Origin of the sequence: Pseudomonas sp. JS3066 (assembly GCF_036328175.1) — a bacterium.
GTDB lineage: Bacteria > Pseudomonadota > Gammaproteobacteria > Pseudomonadales > Pseudomonadaceae > Metapseudomonas.
In genome coordinates this window covers 4,108,686-4,125,231 of the sequence record NZ_CP143312.1, presented here as the reverse complement: position 1 = coordinate 4,125,231, position 16,546 = coordinate 4,108,686, and the positions used below count along the sequence as shown (strand labels likewise).

The 16,546-nt window shown below is 60.3% G+C and carries 16 protein-coding genes and 1 tRNA gene; 9 read left to right on the top strand and 8 right to left on the bottom strand.

Annotation, left to right across the window (positions count from 1 at the left end):
- Window positions 1-31 precede the first annotated feature (31 nt).
- Window positions 32-1,102, top strand: a complete 1,071-nt coding sequence (locus SA496_RS19395) for an AI-2E family transporter (RefSeq protein WP_120654962.1) — start codon at window positions 32-34, stop codon at window positions 1,100-1,102.
- Window positions 1,103-1,193: 91 nt separating this feature from the next.
- Here SA496_RS19395 and SA496_RS19390 read toward each other — a convergent pair whose 3' ends face one another.
- Together SA496_RS19390 and SA496_RS19385 are read right to left on the bottom strand one after the other, a co-directional pair.
- On the bottom strand, window positions 1,194-1,667 hold the full coding sequence (locus tag SA496_RS19390) for a peroxiredoxin (RefSeq protein ID WP_153920901.1): 474 nt from the start codon (window positions 1,665-1,667) through the stop codon (window positions 1,194-1,196).
- Between the two features lie 13 nt (window positions 1,668-1,680).
- The gene (locus tag SA496_RS19385; protein WP_120654964.1) at window positions 1,681-2,238 is read right to left on the bottom strand and encodes a glycine cleavage system protein R; all 558 of its coding nucleotides are present in this window, start codon (window positions 2,236-2,238) and stop codon (window positions 1,681-1,683) included.
- Window positions 2,239-2,416: 178 nt separating this feature from the next.
- On the opposite strand from SA496_RS19385, the gene dapA reads away from it, so the two are divergent.
- The 4 genes from dapA (at window position 2,417) to SA496_RS19365 (ending at window position 5,644) form a co-directional block, all read left to right on the top strand.
- Complete coding sequence (gene dapA, locus SA496_RS19380; protein WP_120654965.1) at window positions 2,417-3,295, top strand: 4-hydroxy-tetrahydrodipicolinate synthase; 879 nt, start codon at window positions 2,417-2,419, stop codon at window positions 3,293-3,295.
- An 18-nt stretch (window positions 3,296-3,313) separates the two neighbouring features.
- The gene (gene bamC / locus SA496_RS19375; RefSeq protein WP_330114325.1) at window positions 3,314-4,432 is read left to right on the top strand and encodes an outer membrane protein assembly factor BamC; all 1,119 of its coding nucleotides are present in this window, start codon (window positions 3,314-3,316) and stop codon (window positions 4,430-4,432) included.
- Between the two features lie 95 nt (window positions 4,433-4,527).
- Complete coding sequence (locus SA496_RS19370) at window positions 4,528-5,397, top strand: phosphoribosylaminoimidazolesuccinocarboxamide synthase (RefSeq protein WP_153920903.1); 870 nt, start codon at window positions 4,528-4,530, stop codon at window positions 5,395-5,397.
- 157 nt (window positions 5,398-5,554) lie between these two features.
- A tRNA-Ser gene (locus tag SA496_RS19365) sits at window positions 5,555-5,644 on the top strand.
- Window positions 5,645-5,765: 121 nt separating this feature from the next.
- Here SA496_RS19365 and SA496_RS19360 read toward each other — a convergent pair.
- The 4 genes from SA496_RS19360 to SA496_RS19350 form a co-directional block, all read right to left on the bottom strand.
- Complete coding sequence (locus tag SA496_RS19360; protein ID WP_330114324.1) at window positions 5,766-8,939, bottom strand: efflux RND transporter permease subunit; 3,174 nt, start codon at window positions 8,937-8,939, stop codon at window positions 5,766-5,768.
- A 27-nt stretch (window positions 8,940-8,966) separates the two neighbouring features.
- Window positions 8,967-10,139, bottom strand: coding sequence for an efflux RND transporter periplasmic adaptor subunit (locus tag SA496_RS19355; protein ID WP_120654982.1), 1,173 nt, complete (start codon window positions 10,137-10,139; stop codon window positions 8,967-8,969).
- Between the two features lie 171 nt (window positions 10,140-10,310).
- Entirely contained in the window at window positions 10,311-10,439 is a 129-nt protein-coding gene (locus tag SA496_RS29305; RefSeq protein ID WP_371924297.1) for a co-regulatory protein PtrA N-terminal domain-containing protein, read from the bottom strand.
- A gap of 175 nt (window positions 10,440-10,614) precedes the next feature.
- Window positions 10,615-11,055 (bottom strand): carboxymuconolactone decarboxylase family protein, encoded by a 441-nt coding sequence (locus tag SA496_RS19350; RefSeq protein WP_120654983.1) that lies wholly within the window; start codon window positions 11,053-11,055, stop codon window positions 10,615-10,617.
- 112 nt (window positions 11,056-11,167) lie between these two features.
- Here SA496_RS19350 and SA496_RS19345 point away from each other — a divergent pair, with 112 nt between their 5' ends.
- Window positions 11,168-12,082: a LysR family transcriptional regulator gene (locus tag SA496_RS19345; RefSeq protein WP_153920920.1), complete on the top strand. Its 915-nt coding sequence runs from the start codon at window positions 11,168-11,170 to the stop codon at window positions 12,080-12,082.
- Between the two features lie 95 nt (window positions 12,083-12,177).
- Here the strand turns inward: SA496_RS19345 and SA496_RS19340 are convergent, their stop codons facing one another.
- Window positions 12,178-12,567 (bottom strand): hypothetical protein, encoded by a 390-nt coding sequence (locus SA496_RS19340; RefSeq protein WP_120654985.1) that lies wholly within the window; start codon window positions 12,565-12,567, stop codon window positions 12,178-12,180.
- Window positions 12,568-12,858: 291 nt separating this feature from the next.
- Here SA496_RS19340 and SA496_RS19335 point away from each other — a divergent pair, with 291 nt between their 5' ends.
- A complete protein-coding gene (locus SA496_RS19335; protein WP_153920922.1) occupies window positions 12,859-13,101 on the top strand; it encodes a hypothetical protein in 243 nt (80 codons plus the stop codon).
- Between the two features lie 18 nt (window positions 13,102-13,119).
- On the opposite strand, the gene SA496_RS19330 is transcribed toward SA496_RS19335, so the two are convergent.
- Window positions 13,120-13,821 (bottom strand): SOS response-associated peptidase, encoded by a 702-nt coding sequence (locus SA496_RS19330; RefSeq protein ID WP_153920924.1) that lies wholly within the window; start codon window positions 13,819-13,821, stop codon window positions 13,120-13,122.
- A 283-nt stretch (window positions 13,822-14,104) separates the two neighbouring features.
- Between SA496_RS19330 and SA496_RS19325 the strand changes: the two genes are divergently transcribed.
- Complete coding sequence (locus SA496_RS19325) at window positions 14,105-15,718, top strand: M28 family metallopeptidase (protein WP_153920926.1); 1,614 nt, start codon at window positions 14,105-14,107, stop codon at window positions 15,716-15,718.
- Window positions 15,719-15,925: 207 nt separating this feature from the next.
- Entirely contained in the window at window positions 15,926-16,540 is a 615-nt protein-coding gene (gene imuA / locus SA496_RS19320; RefSeq protein ID WP_120654988.1) for a translesion DNA synthesis-associated protein ImuA, read from the top strand.
- The last annotated feature ends 6 nt before the right edge of the window (window positions 16,541-16,546 follow it).

The following is a 16,546-nucleotide window of genomic DNA, read 5'->3' as shown; positions in this document are numbered from 1 at the left end:
GCTTGTCGAGTGGGTCTTTCAAGGATTTTTGATGCTCAAGGTGCTTCGCGATTGGGTCCAGCGCTACTTCTCTGATGAAGAAGCCGTGGTGCTGGCTGTGGTCCTCGTTCTCGGCTTCACGATCGTTCTGACTCTTGGCAACATGCTGGCGCCTGTGTTGGCGGGCATGGTCCTGGCGTTCCTCATGCAGGGGCTGGTCAACCTATTGGAGCGTCTGCGACTGCCGCAAACGCTGGCGGTCTGGATCGTCTTCGCGCTGTTCATCGGTGCCCTGGCCTTGATTCTCGGCGTGCTGGTGCCGTTGCTCTGGCAACAGTTGAGCAAGTTGTTCCAGGAGCTGCCAGGCATGCTTGGCGAATGGCAGTCGTTGCTGCTGCTCCTGCCCGAGCGCTATCCGCATCTGGTGACCGATGAGCAGGTACTGAAGGCCATCGAGGTGACCCGCAGTGAAGTCGCCAAGTTCGGCCAGTGGGCACTGACCTTCTCCCTGTCCAGCCTGCCGCTGCTGGTCAACATCATGATCTACCTGGTCCTGGTGCCGATCCTGGTGTTCTTCTTCCTCAAGGACAGGGTGATGATCGGGCGCTGGATCAGCGGCTACCTGCCACGCGAACGCGGATTGATGACGCAGGTCTGGGACGAAGTGAACATCCAGATCGCCAATTACATTCGAGGCAAGGTGATCGAGATCGTCATCTGCGGATCGGTGACCTATGTGGCATTCGTCTGGCTTGGCCTGAACTATGCGGCGCTGCTGGCCCTGCTGGTGGGGCTCTCGGTGGTCGTGCCCTACATCGGCGCCGTGGTGGTAACCGTGCCGGTCGCCCTGATTGCCCTGTTCCAGTGGGGCTGGAGCGACCAGTTCATCTACCTGATGGTGGTCTACACCGTGATCCAGACCCTGGACGGCAATGTCCTCGTGCCGTTGCTGTTCTCCGAAGCAGTGAACCTGCACCCGGTGGCGATCATCTGCGCCGTGCTCCTGTTCGGCGGACTCTGGGGCTTCTGGGGGGTGTTCTTCGCCATTCCCCTGGCTACCTTGTTCAAGGCTGTACTGGATGCCTGGCCGCGAGCCGACCCGAGAAATGCCATGGCGCAGTAAATGGGTCTGGAAAGCGCATTTCCATGCGCACATCCCTTGATCGGATAAACGAAAAAGGCCGCGATTGCGGCCTTTTCTCATTGGGGCAGGGTCAGCCCTTGTTTAACGCCTCGGCAGCGGCGAGCACCGCATCCACGTGACCGGGTACCTTCACGCCGCGCCACTCCTGGCGTAGTACACCGTCCTTGTCGATCAGGAAGGTGCTGCGGTCCACGCCCATGTACTCCTTGCCATAGAGCTTCTTCAGCTTGATCACGTCGAAAAGCTGGCAGAGCGATTCATCCTTGTCGGAGATCAGCTCGAAGGGGAACTCCTGCTTGCACTTGAAGTTCTCGTGAGACTTCATGCCATCGCGGGAGATGCCGAAAATGGCGGTGTTCGCAGCCAGGAAGGCGGCATGCCGGTCACGAAAACCCTGGCCTTCGGTGGTGCAGCCGGGGGTGCTGTCCTTCGGGTAGAAATAGAGCACTACCTGCTTGCCCTTGAGCGCGGACAGGCTGACCTCCAGGCCGCTGGTGGCCTGGGCGGTGAAGTCGGCGACGGGTTGGTTCAGGGAAACGGCCATGTCTGCTTGCTCCTCAGGGGTGTTGCGGGCGCCAGGGTTCGATCAGGGCGTCCAGGTTCAGTGCATCGGCGAAGTCAAGGAACTGGTCGCGCAGCCAGCTGATTTGGGTGCCGGCGGGCAGAGTCACGGTAATCGTGGCGTTGAGCATGGTGCCGCCAGTCTGCGGTGCCTGGTAGGTATCGCAGGTGAGGTTTTCCAGCTCGACACGGTGATCGATGAAAAACTGGCACAGCTCGTTGAGGATGTCCGGGCGATAGGCTGCGCTGATGTAGGCCACGTAGGGCAGTGCCTGGGGGCGAGTTTCCATGGCGCTGCTGCGGGTCATGTTGGCGGTAAAGCCATGGCGCTTGGCCAATGCCGCCACACCTGACTCCAGGCGCGCCAGGCCATCCCAACTACCGGAAACTTGCAGCACCAGGGCGCTGAACTCGCCGTGGCGGGTCAGGCGGCTGCTGACCACGGCGCAGCGGTTTTCCTGGCTGGCGCGGCACAGCACGTTGGTCAGCTCCATCGGGTTGCGGCCCAGGGCACTGATCAAAAGGAATTGTTCGCGGGGCGGGGTGGTGGACATGCAGCATTCCTAGAGCGAGGGGAGGGCGGCCGAGGCCACACTGTTCAAACGGGGAAGGTTAGCGAAAAGCGTCGCCGAGGGAAATGCTGTAACCGCCTGACGGCGCTTGCGTTCACCTTGTGCAAGGCCAGAGCCGACAGTACCATTACGGCTCACTTTTTCCGGCAGGAGCGGTTGCATGATTGCGGGCAGTATGGTGGCACTGGTTACGCCCATGGATGCGCAGGGTCAATTGGACTGGGACAGCCTTTCCAAACTCGTTGACTTCCATCTTCAAGAGGGCACCAACGCCATAGTCGCCGTCGGCACCACGGGCGAGTCCGCCACACTCGACGTCAACGAGCACGTCGAAGTGATCCGCCGCGTCGTCGACCAGGTCAATGGCCGCATCCCGGTAATCGCCGGCACCGGTGGCAATTCCACTCGTGAGTCGGTCGAACTGACCGCTGCTGCCAAGCAAGTCGGCGCCGATGCCTGCCTACTGGTGACCCCTTACTACAACAAGCCGACGCAGGAAGGCCTGTACCAGCACTTCCGCCATATCGCCGAAGCCGTGGCCATTCCGCAGATTCTCTACAACGTTCCCGGCCGTACCGTATGCGACATGCTTCCGGAAACCGTTGAGCGCCTGTCGAAGATCGGCAACATCATCGGCATCAAGGAAGCCACTGGCGACCTGCAGCGCGGCCAGGAAGTACTGAACCGAGTCAGCAAGGATTTCCTCGTTTATTCCGGTGACGACGCTACTGCCGTCGAACTGATGCTGATGGGCGGCAAGGGCAATATCTCGGTTACCGCCAACGTTGCCCCGCGCGCCATGGCTGATCTCTGCGCTGCCGCCATGCGTGGCGAAGCCGAAGCCGCTCGCGCCATCAATGACAAGCTGATGCCGCTGCACAAGGCTCTTTTCATCGAATCGAACCCGATCCCGGTGAAATTCGCCCTGCACGAAATGGGTCTGATTCCCGACGGCATTCGCCTGCCGTTGACCTGGCTCAGCCCGCGTTGCCATGAGCCTCTGCGCCAAGCCATGCGCCAGTCCGGCCTACTTGCCTAATCCAAGGAAACATTCCGCATGAAGCGACTGGCCGGACTCTCCGCTCTCGCCCTGATCATTTCCAGCACCAGCGGTTGCGGCTGGCTCTGGGGCCAAGATGGCTATTTCCGTGATCGCGGTAGCGATTACCTGGAAGCACGCCAGACGGCCCCCATGCAGCTTCCGCCGGACGTTGATTCCAAGCTGCTCGACCCGTTGCTCCCGGTACCGATGAACGTTGCCGACAGCCGCGCTGAAGGTGAATACGAGGTACCGCGCCCTCAGGCCCTGCAGGGCAAGGGTGAAGTCAGCGACTACAGCCTGCAGAAGAGCGGTGACTCCCGTTGGGTGGTTGCCCAGCGCGTACCGGCCGAAGTCTGGCCTGTAGCCCGCCAGTTCTTCGAGAACGGTGGTTTCCGCATTGCCGACGAGCGTCCGCAGACCGGCGAGTTCAGCACTGACTGGCAGCGCCTCGACCAGCTCTCCGGTCCCCTGGCCCGTCGCCTGGGTAGCCGTGTCAGCGGAGTCGAGCCGGACAGCGAAGTCCGTGCTCGCGTACGTATCGAGCCGGGTGTTCAGCGCAACACCAGCGAAATCTTCGTTACCACTGTCAGCCGTCCAGCTGGCAGCACTGCCGACACCGGTTGGCCCAGCCGTTCCGACAACGCGAGCCTGGAAGCCGCGCTGCTGGATGAAATGCTGGCCAGCATGGCCCGCAGTTCCGAACAGGGCGGATCCGTGTCGTTGCTCGCCGCCCGCGACTTCGATGCGCCGAGCCGCGTGACCCTTTCCGAAGATGGCAACGGCAACCCCATGCTCAGCCTAGGCGCCGACTTCGATCGTTCCTGGTCCAGCGTCGGTCGTGCCCTGGAAACCGGCGACGTCCGCGTCGACGACATCAACCGCAGCCTGGGTGTCTACTACATCAACCTCGCCGAAGGCGCCGAGAAGAAAGACGAGAAGCCCGGCTTCTTTAGCAGCCTTTGGGGTAGCGACGCCAGCGAGGAAGAAATCGAAGCCCGCGCCGAACGCTACCAGGTCCGCCTGACCCGCGTTGGCGATAGCGTTCAGGTAACCGTGGAGAAGGACATCAACACCGTGGCCCCCGCCGATGTGGCGCGCCGCGTGCTGACCCTGATTCAGGAAAACCTCGGCTAAGAGCAAAAGGTGCGCCGCGTAGCGGCGGATCGTGGAAACAAGAAGGCGAAACCCCCGGGTTTCGCCTGTTTCGTTTGATAAAGGCGGAAAACGACATGAGCACACCCACCACCCTCAGCCTGAAGAAGATCTACTCGGGGAAGGTTCGCGACCTCTACGAAATCGACGACAAGCGCATGCTGATGGTCGCCACTGACCGCCTTTCCGCGTTCGACGTGATCCTCGACCAGCCCATTCCAGAGAAAGGCAAGATCCTTACTGCCATCTCCAACTTCTGGTTCGACAAGCTATCCGACGTCGTTCCCAACCACTTCACCGGTGACAAGGTCGAAGACGTCGTTCCCGCCGCCGAATTGCCCTTGGTGGAAGGCCGCGCGGTAGTAGCCAAGCGCCTTAAGCCCGTTGCTGTCGAAGCCATCGTGCGCGGCTACATCGTTGGCTCCGGCTGGAAGGAGTACCAGAAGAGCGGCACCGTCTGCGGCATCCAGCTGCCGGCCGGCCTGAAGGAAGCTTCCAAGCTGCCGCAACCCATCTTCACCCCCTCGACCAAGGCTGCCGTCGGCGACCACGACGAGAACATCTCTTTCGAGCAGTGCGAAGCCATCATCGGCAAGGAACTGGCCGCCAAGGTCCGTGACACCGCCATCGCCCTGTACAGCACCGCCGTCGAGTACGCCGCCACCCGCGGCATCATCATCGCCGACACCAAGTTCGAGTTCGGCATCGACGAAGACGGTACCTTGACCCTGATGGACGAAGTGCTGACTCCCGATTCCAGCCGCTTCTGGCCGGTGGAAAGCTACGTCGAAGGCAAGAACCCGCCGAGCTTCGACAAACAGTTCGTGCGCGACTGGCTGGAGTCTACCGGCTGGAACAAGGAGCCGCCGGCACCTGCCGTACCCGCCGACGTCGCCCAGAAGACCGCTGACAAGTACCGCGAAGCGCTGACCAAGCTGACTTCCTGATCCATGCGTACCCCTCTCACTGTGGGAGAGGGGCTGCGGTGAGGGGTTGCCCGCACCTCGAATTTCCCCTCATTACCGCAACCATCTGAAACCACGCGAAAAAATCTCGCCACGGGCTTCGCCAATGGCCGATGAACTGGTATGATGCGCGCCGTTCGGGAAGATGCCGGAGTGGCCGAACGGGACGGATTCGAAATCCGTTGTGTCAGCAATGGCACCTAGGGTTCAAATCCCTATCTTCCCGCCATACATAGAAAGCGCAAAGCCCCTGATTTCATAGAAGAAATCAGGGGCTTTGTGTTTTAGGGCGCGGAATTTGGGCTCCTACATCCCGCTGCTACTGCTGCCTTCTCCCATGGATCACCCGGTTAGCGGTGAGCCGCAAAGATTGGCGCGTTCTCCTCTTCGGTGCGTGCGAGTGATTCTCCGGACAATTTTCGTATGACCACATAAAAAATGGGGGTCAGGAAGAGTCCGAAGAACGTAACCCCCAGCATGCCGGCGAAGACCGTTACTCCGGTTGCCAGCCGAATCTCTCCGCCTGCACCCTGGCCCAGCAGCAGAGGCACGGAGCCAGCGATGAACGCAATCGACGTCATGATGATGGGGCGCAGACGCAGGCGACATGCCTCGATGGTGGCGTCGATGGTCGCGCGCCCCTGCATTTCAAGCTCGCGTGCGAACTCCACGATCAGGATGGCGTTCTTGCAGGCGAGTCCCATCAGGACGACAAGGCCGACCTGCACGAAAATGTTGTTGTCGCCGCCGGTCATCCAGACGCCGAACAGGGCCGAGAAGATCGAGGCTGGGACGATCAGGATCACCGAGAAGGGCAATATCCAGCTTTCGTACAGCACGGCCAGCGTGACGAAGACCAGCAGGATCGCAACCGGGAAGACGATGATGGCGGAGTTGCTCTGGGTGACCTCCTGATAACTGAGGTCTGTCCATTCCAGTTCGATCCCTTGCGGCAGCACCTTCGCGGCAATCTCGGTGATCTTTTCGATTGCCTGGGATGACGACAGGATGCTCGGGTTCGTTCCTCCGATGAGGTCGGCAGCGGGGTAGCCGTTGTAGCGGATGACCGGGTCCGGTCCGAAGCTCTGTTCAACGCGCACTACCGAGGAGATGGGCACCATTGCGCCGCTGGTGTTCCTCACGCGCAGGTTCTCGATGTCGCTGATCTGCTGCCGGTGCGCGGCATCCGCCTGGACCATGACTCGGTACACGCGACCAAATTTGTTGAAGTCGTTGACATACACCGCACCGAGATAGGTCTGCAGCGTCTCGAATATCTCCTTGACCGAAACGCCCTGGACCTTGGCTTTCACGCGGTCCACGACCACTTCAAGCTGCGGGATGTTGGCCTGGTAGGACGTCACCGGATAGGACATCCCGGGCGTCGCGGCGATCGCCGCCTGAAGCTTGGTCAAGGCGTCGTTGAGGGCGGGATATCCGAGGCCCCCACGGTCTTTCAGATACAGCGAGTAGCCCGAACCGTTGCCAAGCCCCTGGATTGGTGGCGGCATCAAGGCGTAGGTGTAACCACCTTTGATCTTCGAGAATTTCTCGTTCAACTCTGCATTTATCGCTTCTGCGCTCCTGGTTCGCTCTGCGAAGGGTTTCAGCACCACGTAAGAAGCGGAGACATTGGGCGTGTTTACCGTTTGCAGTGCGTTGAAGCCAATGTAGTCGGAGACTAGTTCGACCCCTTCGGTGGAGCGGGCAGCATCGCTCATCTGCCGAGCAACCTCCGCTGTCCTGGAAAGGGATGCGCCACCTGGGAGCTGGGCGCCACTGAACAGGTAGAGCTTGTCCTGGGTAGGAATGAAGCCGCTGGGAACCTGGTTGAACAGCAGCGCCGTGCCGCCCAGGAGTACGACGTAGAACGCCATGAACATGCCGCGCCGCCCCAGCGATCTGCCCACCGCGGAACCGTAGCCGTTGGAGCTTTTCAGGAAGAAGCGGTTGAAGGGGGTGAACAGCCAGCCGAAGCAGCCGGCGAGCAATCTTTCGAACCGGTCCTTGGGCGCGGAGTGGGGGACGAGCAGCTTGGCCGCCAGGGCGGGAGAAAGGGTGAGGGAGTTGATCGCGGAGATCACAGTGGAGATGGCGATGGTCACTGCGAACTGCTTGTAGAACTCGCCCGTGATCCCCGAGAGGAAGGCCATCGGCACGAAAACGGCGCACAGGACCAGTGCAATGGCGATGATCGGCCCGGAAACCTCCTGCATGGCCTTGTGCGCGGCCGCTTTAGGGGGCAGCCCTTCGGCGATGTAACGTTCCACGTTCTCCACGACCACGATGGCGTCATCGACCACGATGCCGATCGCCAGCACCAGACCGAAGAGGGTCAGGGTGTTGATGGAGTAGCCGAGCAGAAGCAGGAATACGAAGGTACCCACGACGGAGACCGGTACCGCCGCAAGCGGGATGAGCGAGGCCCGCCAGGTTTGCAGGAAAAGAATGACGACCAGTATGACCAGGACAACCGCTTCGATCAGGGTGGCCTTGACCGAACTGATCGAATCCCGGACGAACGTCGTGGGGTCCCAGACGGCTTGATACTTGACCCCTTCGGGGAAGTCGGCGGACAACCTGTCGAGCTTTTCATAAACCGCATCGGCCACATCCAGGGCGTTGGCTCCTGGCGAAAGGAACACACCGATGGTCGTCGCATTCTGTCCATTCTTCTGGACGCGCATGGTGTAGTCGCCGGAGCCAAGCTCGATCCTGGCCACATCCGCAAGCGTCACGACCTGGCCCTGCTCACCGACCTTGAGCACGATCTCCTTGAATTCGTCCTCGGTTTTCAGGCGACCGCGCACGCTGATAGGGATCAGGAAATTCGTCGATTTGGGGGACGGTTCCGCACCCAGTTGACCGGCAGATGCTTGCGCGTTCTGCTCCCTGATCGCACTCACCACATCGGCGACCGCGAGCCCGCGCGAAGCCAGCTTGTCCGGATCCAGCCATACCCGCATGGCGTAATCGCCCGCACCGTACAACCCCACATCCCCGATGCCTTGGATTCTCGACAGTTCGTCTTTGACGTTCAGCGTCAGGTAGTTCCTCAGGTACAGCGAGTCGTACTTCGGGTCCTCGGAATACAGGCTCACGTACATCAATGGGGTGGGCGACTGCTTTTGCGTCGTCACGCCGTACTGACGCACTTCTTCCGGCAGACGGCTCAGTGCCTGGTTGACCCGGTTCTGCACCCTTACCGCTGCGGTGTCAGGGTCCACCGAAGGTTGAAAGGTGGCGATGATCTGCAAGGTACCGTCCGAGCCTGAAACGGACTTCATGTACATGATCCCTTCCACGCCATTGATGGCTTCCTCCAGCGGTGTTGCCACGGTCTCGGCGATTTCTTTCGGGTTGGCGCCCGAATAGACGGCACGTACGACGACGCTCGGAGGTACCACTTCCGGGTACTCGCCGACCGGCAGCAGTGGAATGGATACCAGGCCAAGTGCGAAGATCACCAGGGAAAGCACGATTGCGTATATGGGCTTTTCAATAAAAATCTTTGAGAAGTTCATCTTTCTGACCACCGTTCTTTCTGTGGTTTACATGGTGACTTCAACGGGTGTAACGACTGCACCCGGGCTGGATCTGTGCAAGCCGTTGACTACGATGCGGTCATCTTTAGAAAGCCCTTTCGCAACGATACGAAGCCCTTCTTCTGTAAGTTTTCCGAGAACGATATCTTTCCGGCTGACCGTATTGTCCGTTGCCAGCACATAGACATATTTCTTGTTCTGATCAGTCAGGATCGCCTTGTCGTCAATAAGAATGGCATCCGTCTTTTCATTGTTTGCCAATTGAACTCTTGCAAAGAGGCCTGGAGTGAACTTTCGGTGGGAGTTATCCAGCGTTGCGCGTGCGCGGATTGTGCCCGTCTGCGGATCGAGGACGTTGTCCAGGAAGTCGGCTGTGCCCGAGTGGGGAAAGCCTTCCTCGTTGGCCAGGCCAATACGCACAGGAAAACTCGTCTTGTGTGTTTCCTGACTCTTTTGTGTGTAGTTAAGGAAACTCTTTTCATCCGGGTCGAAGTAAACATAAATGGGGTTGATTGAGACGACTCTGGTCAGCACCGACTGATCTGCAATGGCAAGGTTTCCGAGTGTCAGCAATGCATTGCTTACTTTGCCATCGATCGGGGCTCGGACCTTGGTGAATTCCACATTCAGCTTCGCCACGGCAACCGCGGCCTTCGCTTCCCTTACCAAGGCTTCACTTTGAACCCGGGCAGCACGTTTGGTATCGGCGGCATCCCGGGAAATGGCGCTTGTCGGCAGCAATCGCTGAGCGCGCTTGTCCTGGGCCTGGGCCAGTGTCAGTGCCGCCTGGGCCTGTTCCAGGCGCGCCAGCGCACTGTTCAATTCAGCCTCGAAGGGACGTGGATCAATTTCAAACAGCAAGTCGCCCCGCTTGACTTCACTTCCTTCTTCAAACGCGATCTGGCGGATATAGCCACTTACCCGAGGGCGGATTTCAACAGCGTCGGTGGCTGCGATTCGCCCGTTGAATTCATTCCATTGCTGAGTTTCCTTATGCACGACTCGCGCGACATCAACGGTGGGTGCCGCGCTTGGCACCGCTGTATCTGCTGCGCCTTCCTTGCAAGCGCCGAGCACGAGCGACATTGCTGCAATCAACGCCAAGGCCGGGGCCTTATCGCCGGTAAATGAGCGAATTGCCCGGTCCGAGATTCTTCTGTAGTGGGGGAGAGTGATCATGATAATTCTCCGCCCGCATCTTTCCTGCGGGGTCGGTAGTGGTTACAGGCAAGTTTCTGCTCATCGAACTGCGATAAAAGCGCCCAGCGAATTTTCCTGATGCTTGGAACCGTCCATGGCGTTGGCGTTTCCGAGTGATTTGACGGCCGTCGCAATCTTTGCCGATTCCGTCTAGTTGCGAGTGGCAGCAGAGTGGAGAGAGTCGATTCGTTCAATCAGTCGATCACTGCCTCCTTCTGCAAAAACAGGTGCTGAAACTCCAACTACTGCGCAAAGAAAAACAAGCTTGAGAAATTTCATGACGATCTCCAGGCAAAAGGTGGCCAAGCAGCAATCTTCCTCGGATGTTTGCCACTCGGAATGCACTTGTAGTGAGTTGAGTTCGGTTAACTTTTAACTGTTGCCGGCGAAACCTGTACTTGCTTCTCCAACTGGCCCAATAAACCTATGGCCAGAAAAGCCGGTTTCATGGCGTTCACTCCGGTTGCATGGCGAAGCCAACGCCAAACCGATTCCAGGCATTGATGGCGGCGATGACGAAGGTCAGTTCGGCCAACTCCTGGTCGCTGAACACGGCGGCCACTTTTTCGTAGATGTCGTCCGGCGCATGCGTGGCTGCAACCAGGGTCAGTGTTTCGGTCCACAGCAGGGCGGCGCGTTCGCGTTCGTCGAAGAACGGCGTTTCCTTCCATGTGCTGACCGCCATCAGGCGCCGAAGGGTTTCGCCTTCCTTGCTCGCATCAGTGGTGTGCATATCGACGCAGTAGGCGCAGCCGTTGATCTGCGAAGCTCGGATACGCACCAACTCGCGCAGGGAGCGCGGGAGGATCGATTCGGAAGCGGCTTTCTCGAGGCCAAGCATGGCTTTCATGGCTTGAGGAGCGGCTTGGTAGTAATTGAGGCGTTTCGAGCTCATTTTTCACTCTCCAGGTAACCGAAGAATTTCGGCCGTGGAGTCACTTTATTGGGTGATGGTGCATGGATAAATTGGGTAATATCGTTTTCATTGTGCGTAAAGTCGGACAGTCATGGCTTTTGATCGATTAGAGGCAATGCGCGCGTTCTGCCGCATTGTCGAAGTGGGAAGCTTCACCGGTGCAGCGGAGTCGCTGAGCGTGGCGAAGACAACGATTTCCGGGCAGATCCAGGGGCTTGAATCGCTACTGGGCGTGAAGCTGCTGCACAGAACCACCCGAAGGGTGACCCCGACCACTGATGGCGCCGCCTACTATGAGCGCGCACGTGCGGTACTGGATGACCTCGATGAACTTGAAGCCTCGGTTGCGCAAAGTCGCAGCGTGGCGCGGGGGAGGGTGAGGGTCGAGATGCCTTCGCCGGTCGGTGCATGCCTCATCATCCCGTCGCTGCCTGACTTCGCGACGCTCCATCCGCAAATCCAACTGGACATAGGTTGCAGCGAGCGCGTGGTCGACCTCGTGCAGGAAGGCATCGACTGCGCGTTCCGGGGCGGGCCGGTCGCGGATCAGGGGCTGGTGTGTCGTCCCGTTGGGCAAATGCGGTTTTGCCTTTGTGCATCGCCGGCTTATCTAAGCGACTCGGTGCCGATACTTGAGCCGGGCGATTTGCTGCAGCACCGGTATCTCGGTTTCACCTTTCCGGGCTCAGGCAAGCAGATGACCCCCGTGCTCCGGCGGGGCGATGAAAGCTTCACGGTCGACCAGTTGCCAGCGATGCGTTTCAACAATGGTGGTGCGTACATAACGGCGGGCCTGGCAGGGCTTGGCATCGTTTCAGTCCCGCTTGCCGAAGCCAGTCCGCACCTTCAGACAGGGAAGCTGGTTGAGGTGTTGTCTGGCTGGGCACTGGGCAGCATGCCGATCAGTCTCGTGTACCCATACTCACGACACCTGTCGGCCAGGGTACGGGTATTCGCCGATTGGGCGGCGGCGCTGATGGCAAGCGACCCGCTCTGGAAGTTGTAGGCCTGAACCTTCGGTCGCTATATGAAAACCCCCGCAGACCATTGGCCTGCGGGGGTTCTCCTCTTCAGCTTCTCAAGCAAGAAAGCGCATGAGTCTCAGGCGCTGGAGCACATCCGCGCGGCATTGATCAGCCTGCCTTTGTCCTGCCAGGCGTTGCGTTGATACACGGAGTACTGTGTCGGGCCCTGGCCACTGGAGAGCTCGACCAGGCCGGAGGCCTTGGCCGGGTCGGTATCGCCAACGAACAGCAGTGTCTTGCCGTTTTCTTCCGAGGTAAAGGTCCGGACATCCTGACGGATTTCGCCTTTCACGCAGTTCAGGTAATCCGGATTTGCCTGGCTGGTGACGCCGGATGTCCCGTCGCGGCTGGATCGTATGTCGGGGTTGTGAGTGCTACAGCCTGTTGCGATCAGCAGGGTGGAGAGAATCAGGATACTGCCGTTGCGAAGGGATGCTGAAGAGAGGCCAGGGTGAGTGTGGTTCATGGCTGTTGCTCCAGGCTGGGGCGGGTGGCCAGCCGGCATTTGCTGGCTGGTCGTTGAGGCAGGGCGCCTGGAGCGGAGGCCACGACAGGAGGGGGCATCCTTTGCCCAGGTGGCCACTGCCTGTCCCGGATAAGTGTATTCCCGTTTTTCCTTAGGCGACGGGGAGAAGGAGAGGCCGATTCGAAGAATGTGGTTCTCCGTCAGAATTTTGCCAGTTCCCTGGAACATTGATGTCGGGTGCGCTATCGCTAATTAGGTGCATCTGGCTATGTGATGCACCAGGAGCGATTCGTGATCGAACCGGTTTACTGGGCGGAGCTGCGTCAGCTCTCGCTCAACGTATCTGCCGCGCACATCGCCATGGTGGCCTTCCTGGAAGAAGCAGCAGTCCCATGGTCGGATGACCAGATGGCGGAATTCACGCGGCTCATTCTGTGCGAGCGCATTGCGATCAGTGCGTACGCGACTCTCTATTCGTACATCGACAGCCGACTACCGGCCCCCGTGCGATTGCGGCTGGTAGCTGGCGAATAGGCTCGGGCTGTCTCCAGCTCAGGATTCGGGTTCGGCAATCGCCTCGATCAACTGCTCATCATCGTTCTGTGCACTGTTCACACGTGTGGAAACCGCGTGCCCGGTGAAATCTCCGCGCGCCTGGCCGATGGCTTGGTGAACTTGTTCCTCCTTGGTGCCGGGGCTGAGCCACGGACTGAACTGCTCCTGGGGAAGTATTACGGGCATGCGGTTGTGAATGGCGCTGATGGAGGGCGCTGCATCCCGGGTGAGAAGGGCGCAGGAGATGACTTCCTGTCCGTCCGGGCCTGTCCAGGAGGCCCAGATGGCGGCAATCGCCAGCATCGGGTCGTTCGGGCTGTAGAGGTAGTAGGGCTGATGTACCAGGCGGCCGCGGGCATTGCGTACTTGCTCCTGGGGGTTCCATTCATACCAGCCCTGGGCGGGCATCAGGCAGCGCTGGCTGCGCAAGCCCTGGCGCCACAGCGGCTTGCTGGCGGCTTCTTCACTGCGAGCGAAGACGGCATGCAGTGGAGGCTTTTCCTCTGTCCACCAGGACGGTATCAGTCCCCAGCGTGCGGGAATCAGCTCCAGTTCGCCTTGCCGGTCAAGGCGCAATAAGGGCACTTGGGTAGTGGGCGCAACATTGAAGCTCTGGATCCAGCGTCCCGAGTCCCGGGCACCGATATGCCAGTAGTCTTCGATGGCACGCTCGGAGGGGCTGACATAGCGTCCACACATGTGCGGGGTCCTGTCGCGGGCAGTGGTTACAGCATAGAGCCTGTGCATTCCCCGAAGTTTGAGTGATGCGAGGTGGCCATCCGTTTGCTGGCTAATTGATGGCGTATCTCCTGCGATCTTCCTCGTAAAAGGCGACAAACTGCACGTTTTTTACACGCACTCGGAAGAACCGAATGACCTTGCGCCAGTCTGTTCTCCTAGGTCTGCCCCCGAGGAAGCCGTACAGGACAGTGGCGCAATGCCATGGCAGGCCACCTACAACAACTTCAAAAGGATTGAAGTCATGACCCACAAGTACAACGTCAGACGTGTTGTTGGTTCCCTGTTTCTTGCCGCTTCAACTTCCACCCTTGCTGCGCCGGCTGCCGATGGCGATGCCTTCGGCGAATTCTGGAGTCCCGGCAAACCCAACCCCGCCATTTGCAAATCGCCTTTGCTGGTCGGTACGCCCTTGGGCCTGCCGCGTTGTCTGGAGGCGGGTAATGTGATGCACCGCCTGCAGCAGTTGCAGGACATCGCCACGCTCAACGATGGCAACCGCGCGGCCGGCCTGCCGGGCTACCAGGCTTCGATCGATTACGTGAAGAAGACGCTGGAACACGCCGGCTACCAGGTGCGGGTTCAACCCTTCCCCTTCACCGCCTTCTTCCCGAAGGGACCGGGCACCCTGCAGGCACTGGTGCCGCAGCCGGCCGACTACGTCTGGGAGGAGGACTTCAACTACCTGTCGCAGACCGACCCCGGTGATGTCAGCGCGCCGGTCGTGGCGGTGGACCTGTCCCTCGGGGCCGGCAATACCTCCACCAGCGGCTGCGAGGCGGAAGATTTCGCTGGCTTTCCCAGCGGCGCCATCGCTCTGGTCCAACGCGGCAGCTGCAACTTCGAGCTGAAGGCGGAGAATGCCGCGGCTGCAGGTGCGGCGGGCGTGATCATCTTCAACCAGGGCAACACCGAGGACCGCAAGGGCCTTGAGAACGTCACCCTGGGAGACACCTACGAGGGTGGCATCCCGGTGCTGTTCGCCACCTATGACAACGGCGTGGCCTGGTCCCAGACTCCTGGCCTGCAATTGCGCATGGTCGCGGATGTGATTCGCGAGAAGACACAAACCTTCAACCTGGTGGCGGAGACCCGGCGTGGCGATCCGAAGAACGTGGTGATGGCCGGCGCGCACCTGGACTCGGTGTTCGAGGGGCCAGGTATCAACGACAACGGCTCGGGCAGCGCGGCCTTGCTGGAAATGGCCGTACTGCTGCGCAAGGCGCACCCGCAGAACAAGGTGCGTTTCGCCTGGTGGGGCGCCGAGGAGTCGGGGCTGGTGGGCTCGACGTTCTACGTCAACAGCCTGAGCGATGAGGAGCGGAAGAAGATCAAGGCCTACCTGAACTTCGACATGATCGGTTCGCCGAACTTCGGCAACTTCATCTATGACGGCGACGGTTCCTCCTTTGGCCTGCCGGGTCCGGCAGGTTCTGCTGCCATCGAGCGCTTGTTCGAGGCCTACTTCAAGCTTCGCAGCGAGCCCTTCGAAGGTACCCAGATCGATTTCCGCTCCGACTATGCACAGTTCTTCGAGGTGGGCATCCCCTTCGGTGGCCTGTTCACGGGCGCCGAAGATATCAAGAGCGAGGAGCAGGCACAGAAGTATGGCGGCGCTGCCGGCCAGCCCTTCGATCCGTGCTACCACCAGGGTTGCGACACCACCGCCAACATCGACCTGAACGCCCTGGAGATCAACGGCGACGCCATGGCGTTCGCCACCAGTTGGCTGTCACTGTCGACGAAGATCATCGACGACGAGATCGCCGCGGCCGCCGAACAGGCGAAAGGTGCCACCACCCTGCGTCAGCAGTCGGTGCGCCAGGCCGAGCGCTGGGGTAATCACTACGTGAAATGACGGGAAGGGCATCTGGCCTGCGGGAAGTTCGTGCTTTCGCAGGCCTTCTGTCTTTTCCGAATTGACCGTGGGAAGTCTCTGCGATTTACTGTATATAAATACAGTATTCGTAGGATTTCCCCCAATGGCCTTGATGATTGTTCCTGGCCCTTTCGGCAGCCCCGCCCCGGGGCTGCCGTTTTTCTCTTCTGCCAGTGAGTGGAGCTGATGGGCGCTGTCGTTGCCCTCGATGCCCTGCTCAATGAGCGGCGGGTCTGGAAAGGCCAGCCCGGCGCGTTGCTGTCCGGCAGCTGCCAGCCCACCGGCCTGGCCGCCCTGGATCGGGTCCTGCCCGGCGGTGGCTGGCCCGAAGCCGCACTCAGCGAAATCCTCACTCCAGCCACGGGCCTGGGTGAGTTGCGCCTGCTCTGGCCCACCTTGGCGCGGCTGACCGCCAGTGCCGAGCGCGTGGTGCTGGTGGCGCCACCGCATATTCCTTATCCACAGGCCTGGCAGGCGGCAGGCGTGGACCTGCGCTGGCTGGCACTGGTGGAGGCGAGCGGGCGCGATGCCCTCTGGGCGGCCGAGCAATGCCTGCGTTCCGGCAGTTGCGGTGCGGTGCTCTGCTGGCCGCAGCAGGTCGATGATCGCGCCCTGCGCCGTTTGCAGGTGGCCGCGGAAACCGGCCAGACGCTGGCCTTCGCCTATCGCCCCCTGGAGGCCGCCCTGAACCCCTCGCCGGCGGCCTTGCGCATCGCCGTCGACGGATGGCCGGCGCAATTGCGGGTGCTCAAGTGCCGGGGCGGCCTTCCATCGGCGACCCCCATCGCCCTGGCTCGATGACGCGGC

Excerpts from the sequence above, each read along its gene's own strand:
- imuA (WP_120654988.1), top strand. The coding sequence starts at position 15,926 with ATGGGCGCTGTCGTTGCCCTCGATGCCCTGCTCAATGAGCGGCGGGTC.
- SA496_RS19325 (WP_153920926.1), top strand. The coding sequence starts at position 14,105 with ATGACCCACAAGTACAACGTCAGACGTGTTGTTGGTTCCCTGTTTCTT.
- bamC (WP_330114325.1), top strand. The coding sequence starts at position 3,314 with ATGAAGCGACTGGCCGGACTCTCCGCTCTCGCCCTGATCATTTCCAGC.
- SA496_RS19395 (WP_120654962.1), top strand. The coding sequence starts at position 32 with ATGCTCAAGGTGCTTCGCGATTGGGTCCAGCGCTACTTCTCTGATGAA.
- dapA (WP_120654965.1), top strand. The coding sequence starts at position 2,417 with ATGATTGCGGGCAGTATGGTGGCACTGGTTACGCCCATGGATGCGCAG.
- SA496_RS19390 (WP_153920901.1), bottom strand. The coding sequence starts at position 1,667 with ATGGCCGTTTCCCTGAACCAACCCGTCGCCGACTTCACCGCCCAGGCC.
- SA496_RS19345 (WP_153920920.1), top strand. The coding sequence starts at position 11,168 with ATGGCTTTTGATCGATTAGAGGCAATGCGCGCGTTCTGCCGCATTGTC.
- SA496_RS19385 (WP_120654964.1), bottom strand. The coding sequence starts at position 2,238 with ATGTCCACCACCCCGCCCCGCGAACAATTCCTTTTGATCAGTGCCCTG.
- SA496_RS19355 (WP_120654982.1), bottom strand. The coding sequence starts at position 10,139 with ATGATCACTCTCCCCCACTACAGAAGAATCTCGGACCGGGCAATTCGC.
- SA496_RS19350 (WP_120654983.1), bottom strand. The coding sequence starts at position 11,055 with ATGAGCTCGAAACGCCTCAATTACTACCAAGCCGCTCCTCAAGCCATG.
- SA496_RS29305 (WP_371924297.1), bottom strand. The coding sequence starts at position 10,439 with ATGAAATTTCTCAAGCTTGTTTTTCTTTGCGCAGTAGTTGGAGTTTCA.
- SA496_RS19360 (WP_330114324.1), bottom strand. The coding sequence starts at position 8,939 with ATGAACTTCTCAAAGATTTTTATTGAAAAGCCCATATACGCAATCGTG.
- SA496_RS19330 (WP_153920924.1), bottom strand. The coding sequence starts at position 13,821 with ATGTGTGGACGCTATGTCAGCCCCTCCGAGCGTGCCATCGAAGACTAC.
- SA496_RS19340 (WP_120654985.1), bottom strand. The coding sequence starts at position 12,567 with ATGAACCACACTCACCCTGGCCTCTCTTCAGCATCCCTTCGCAACGGC.
- SA496_RS19370 (WP_153920903.1), top strand. The coding sequence starts at position 4,528 with ATGAGCACACCCACCACCCTCAGCCTGAAGAAGATCTACTCGGGGAAG.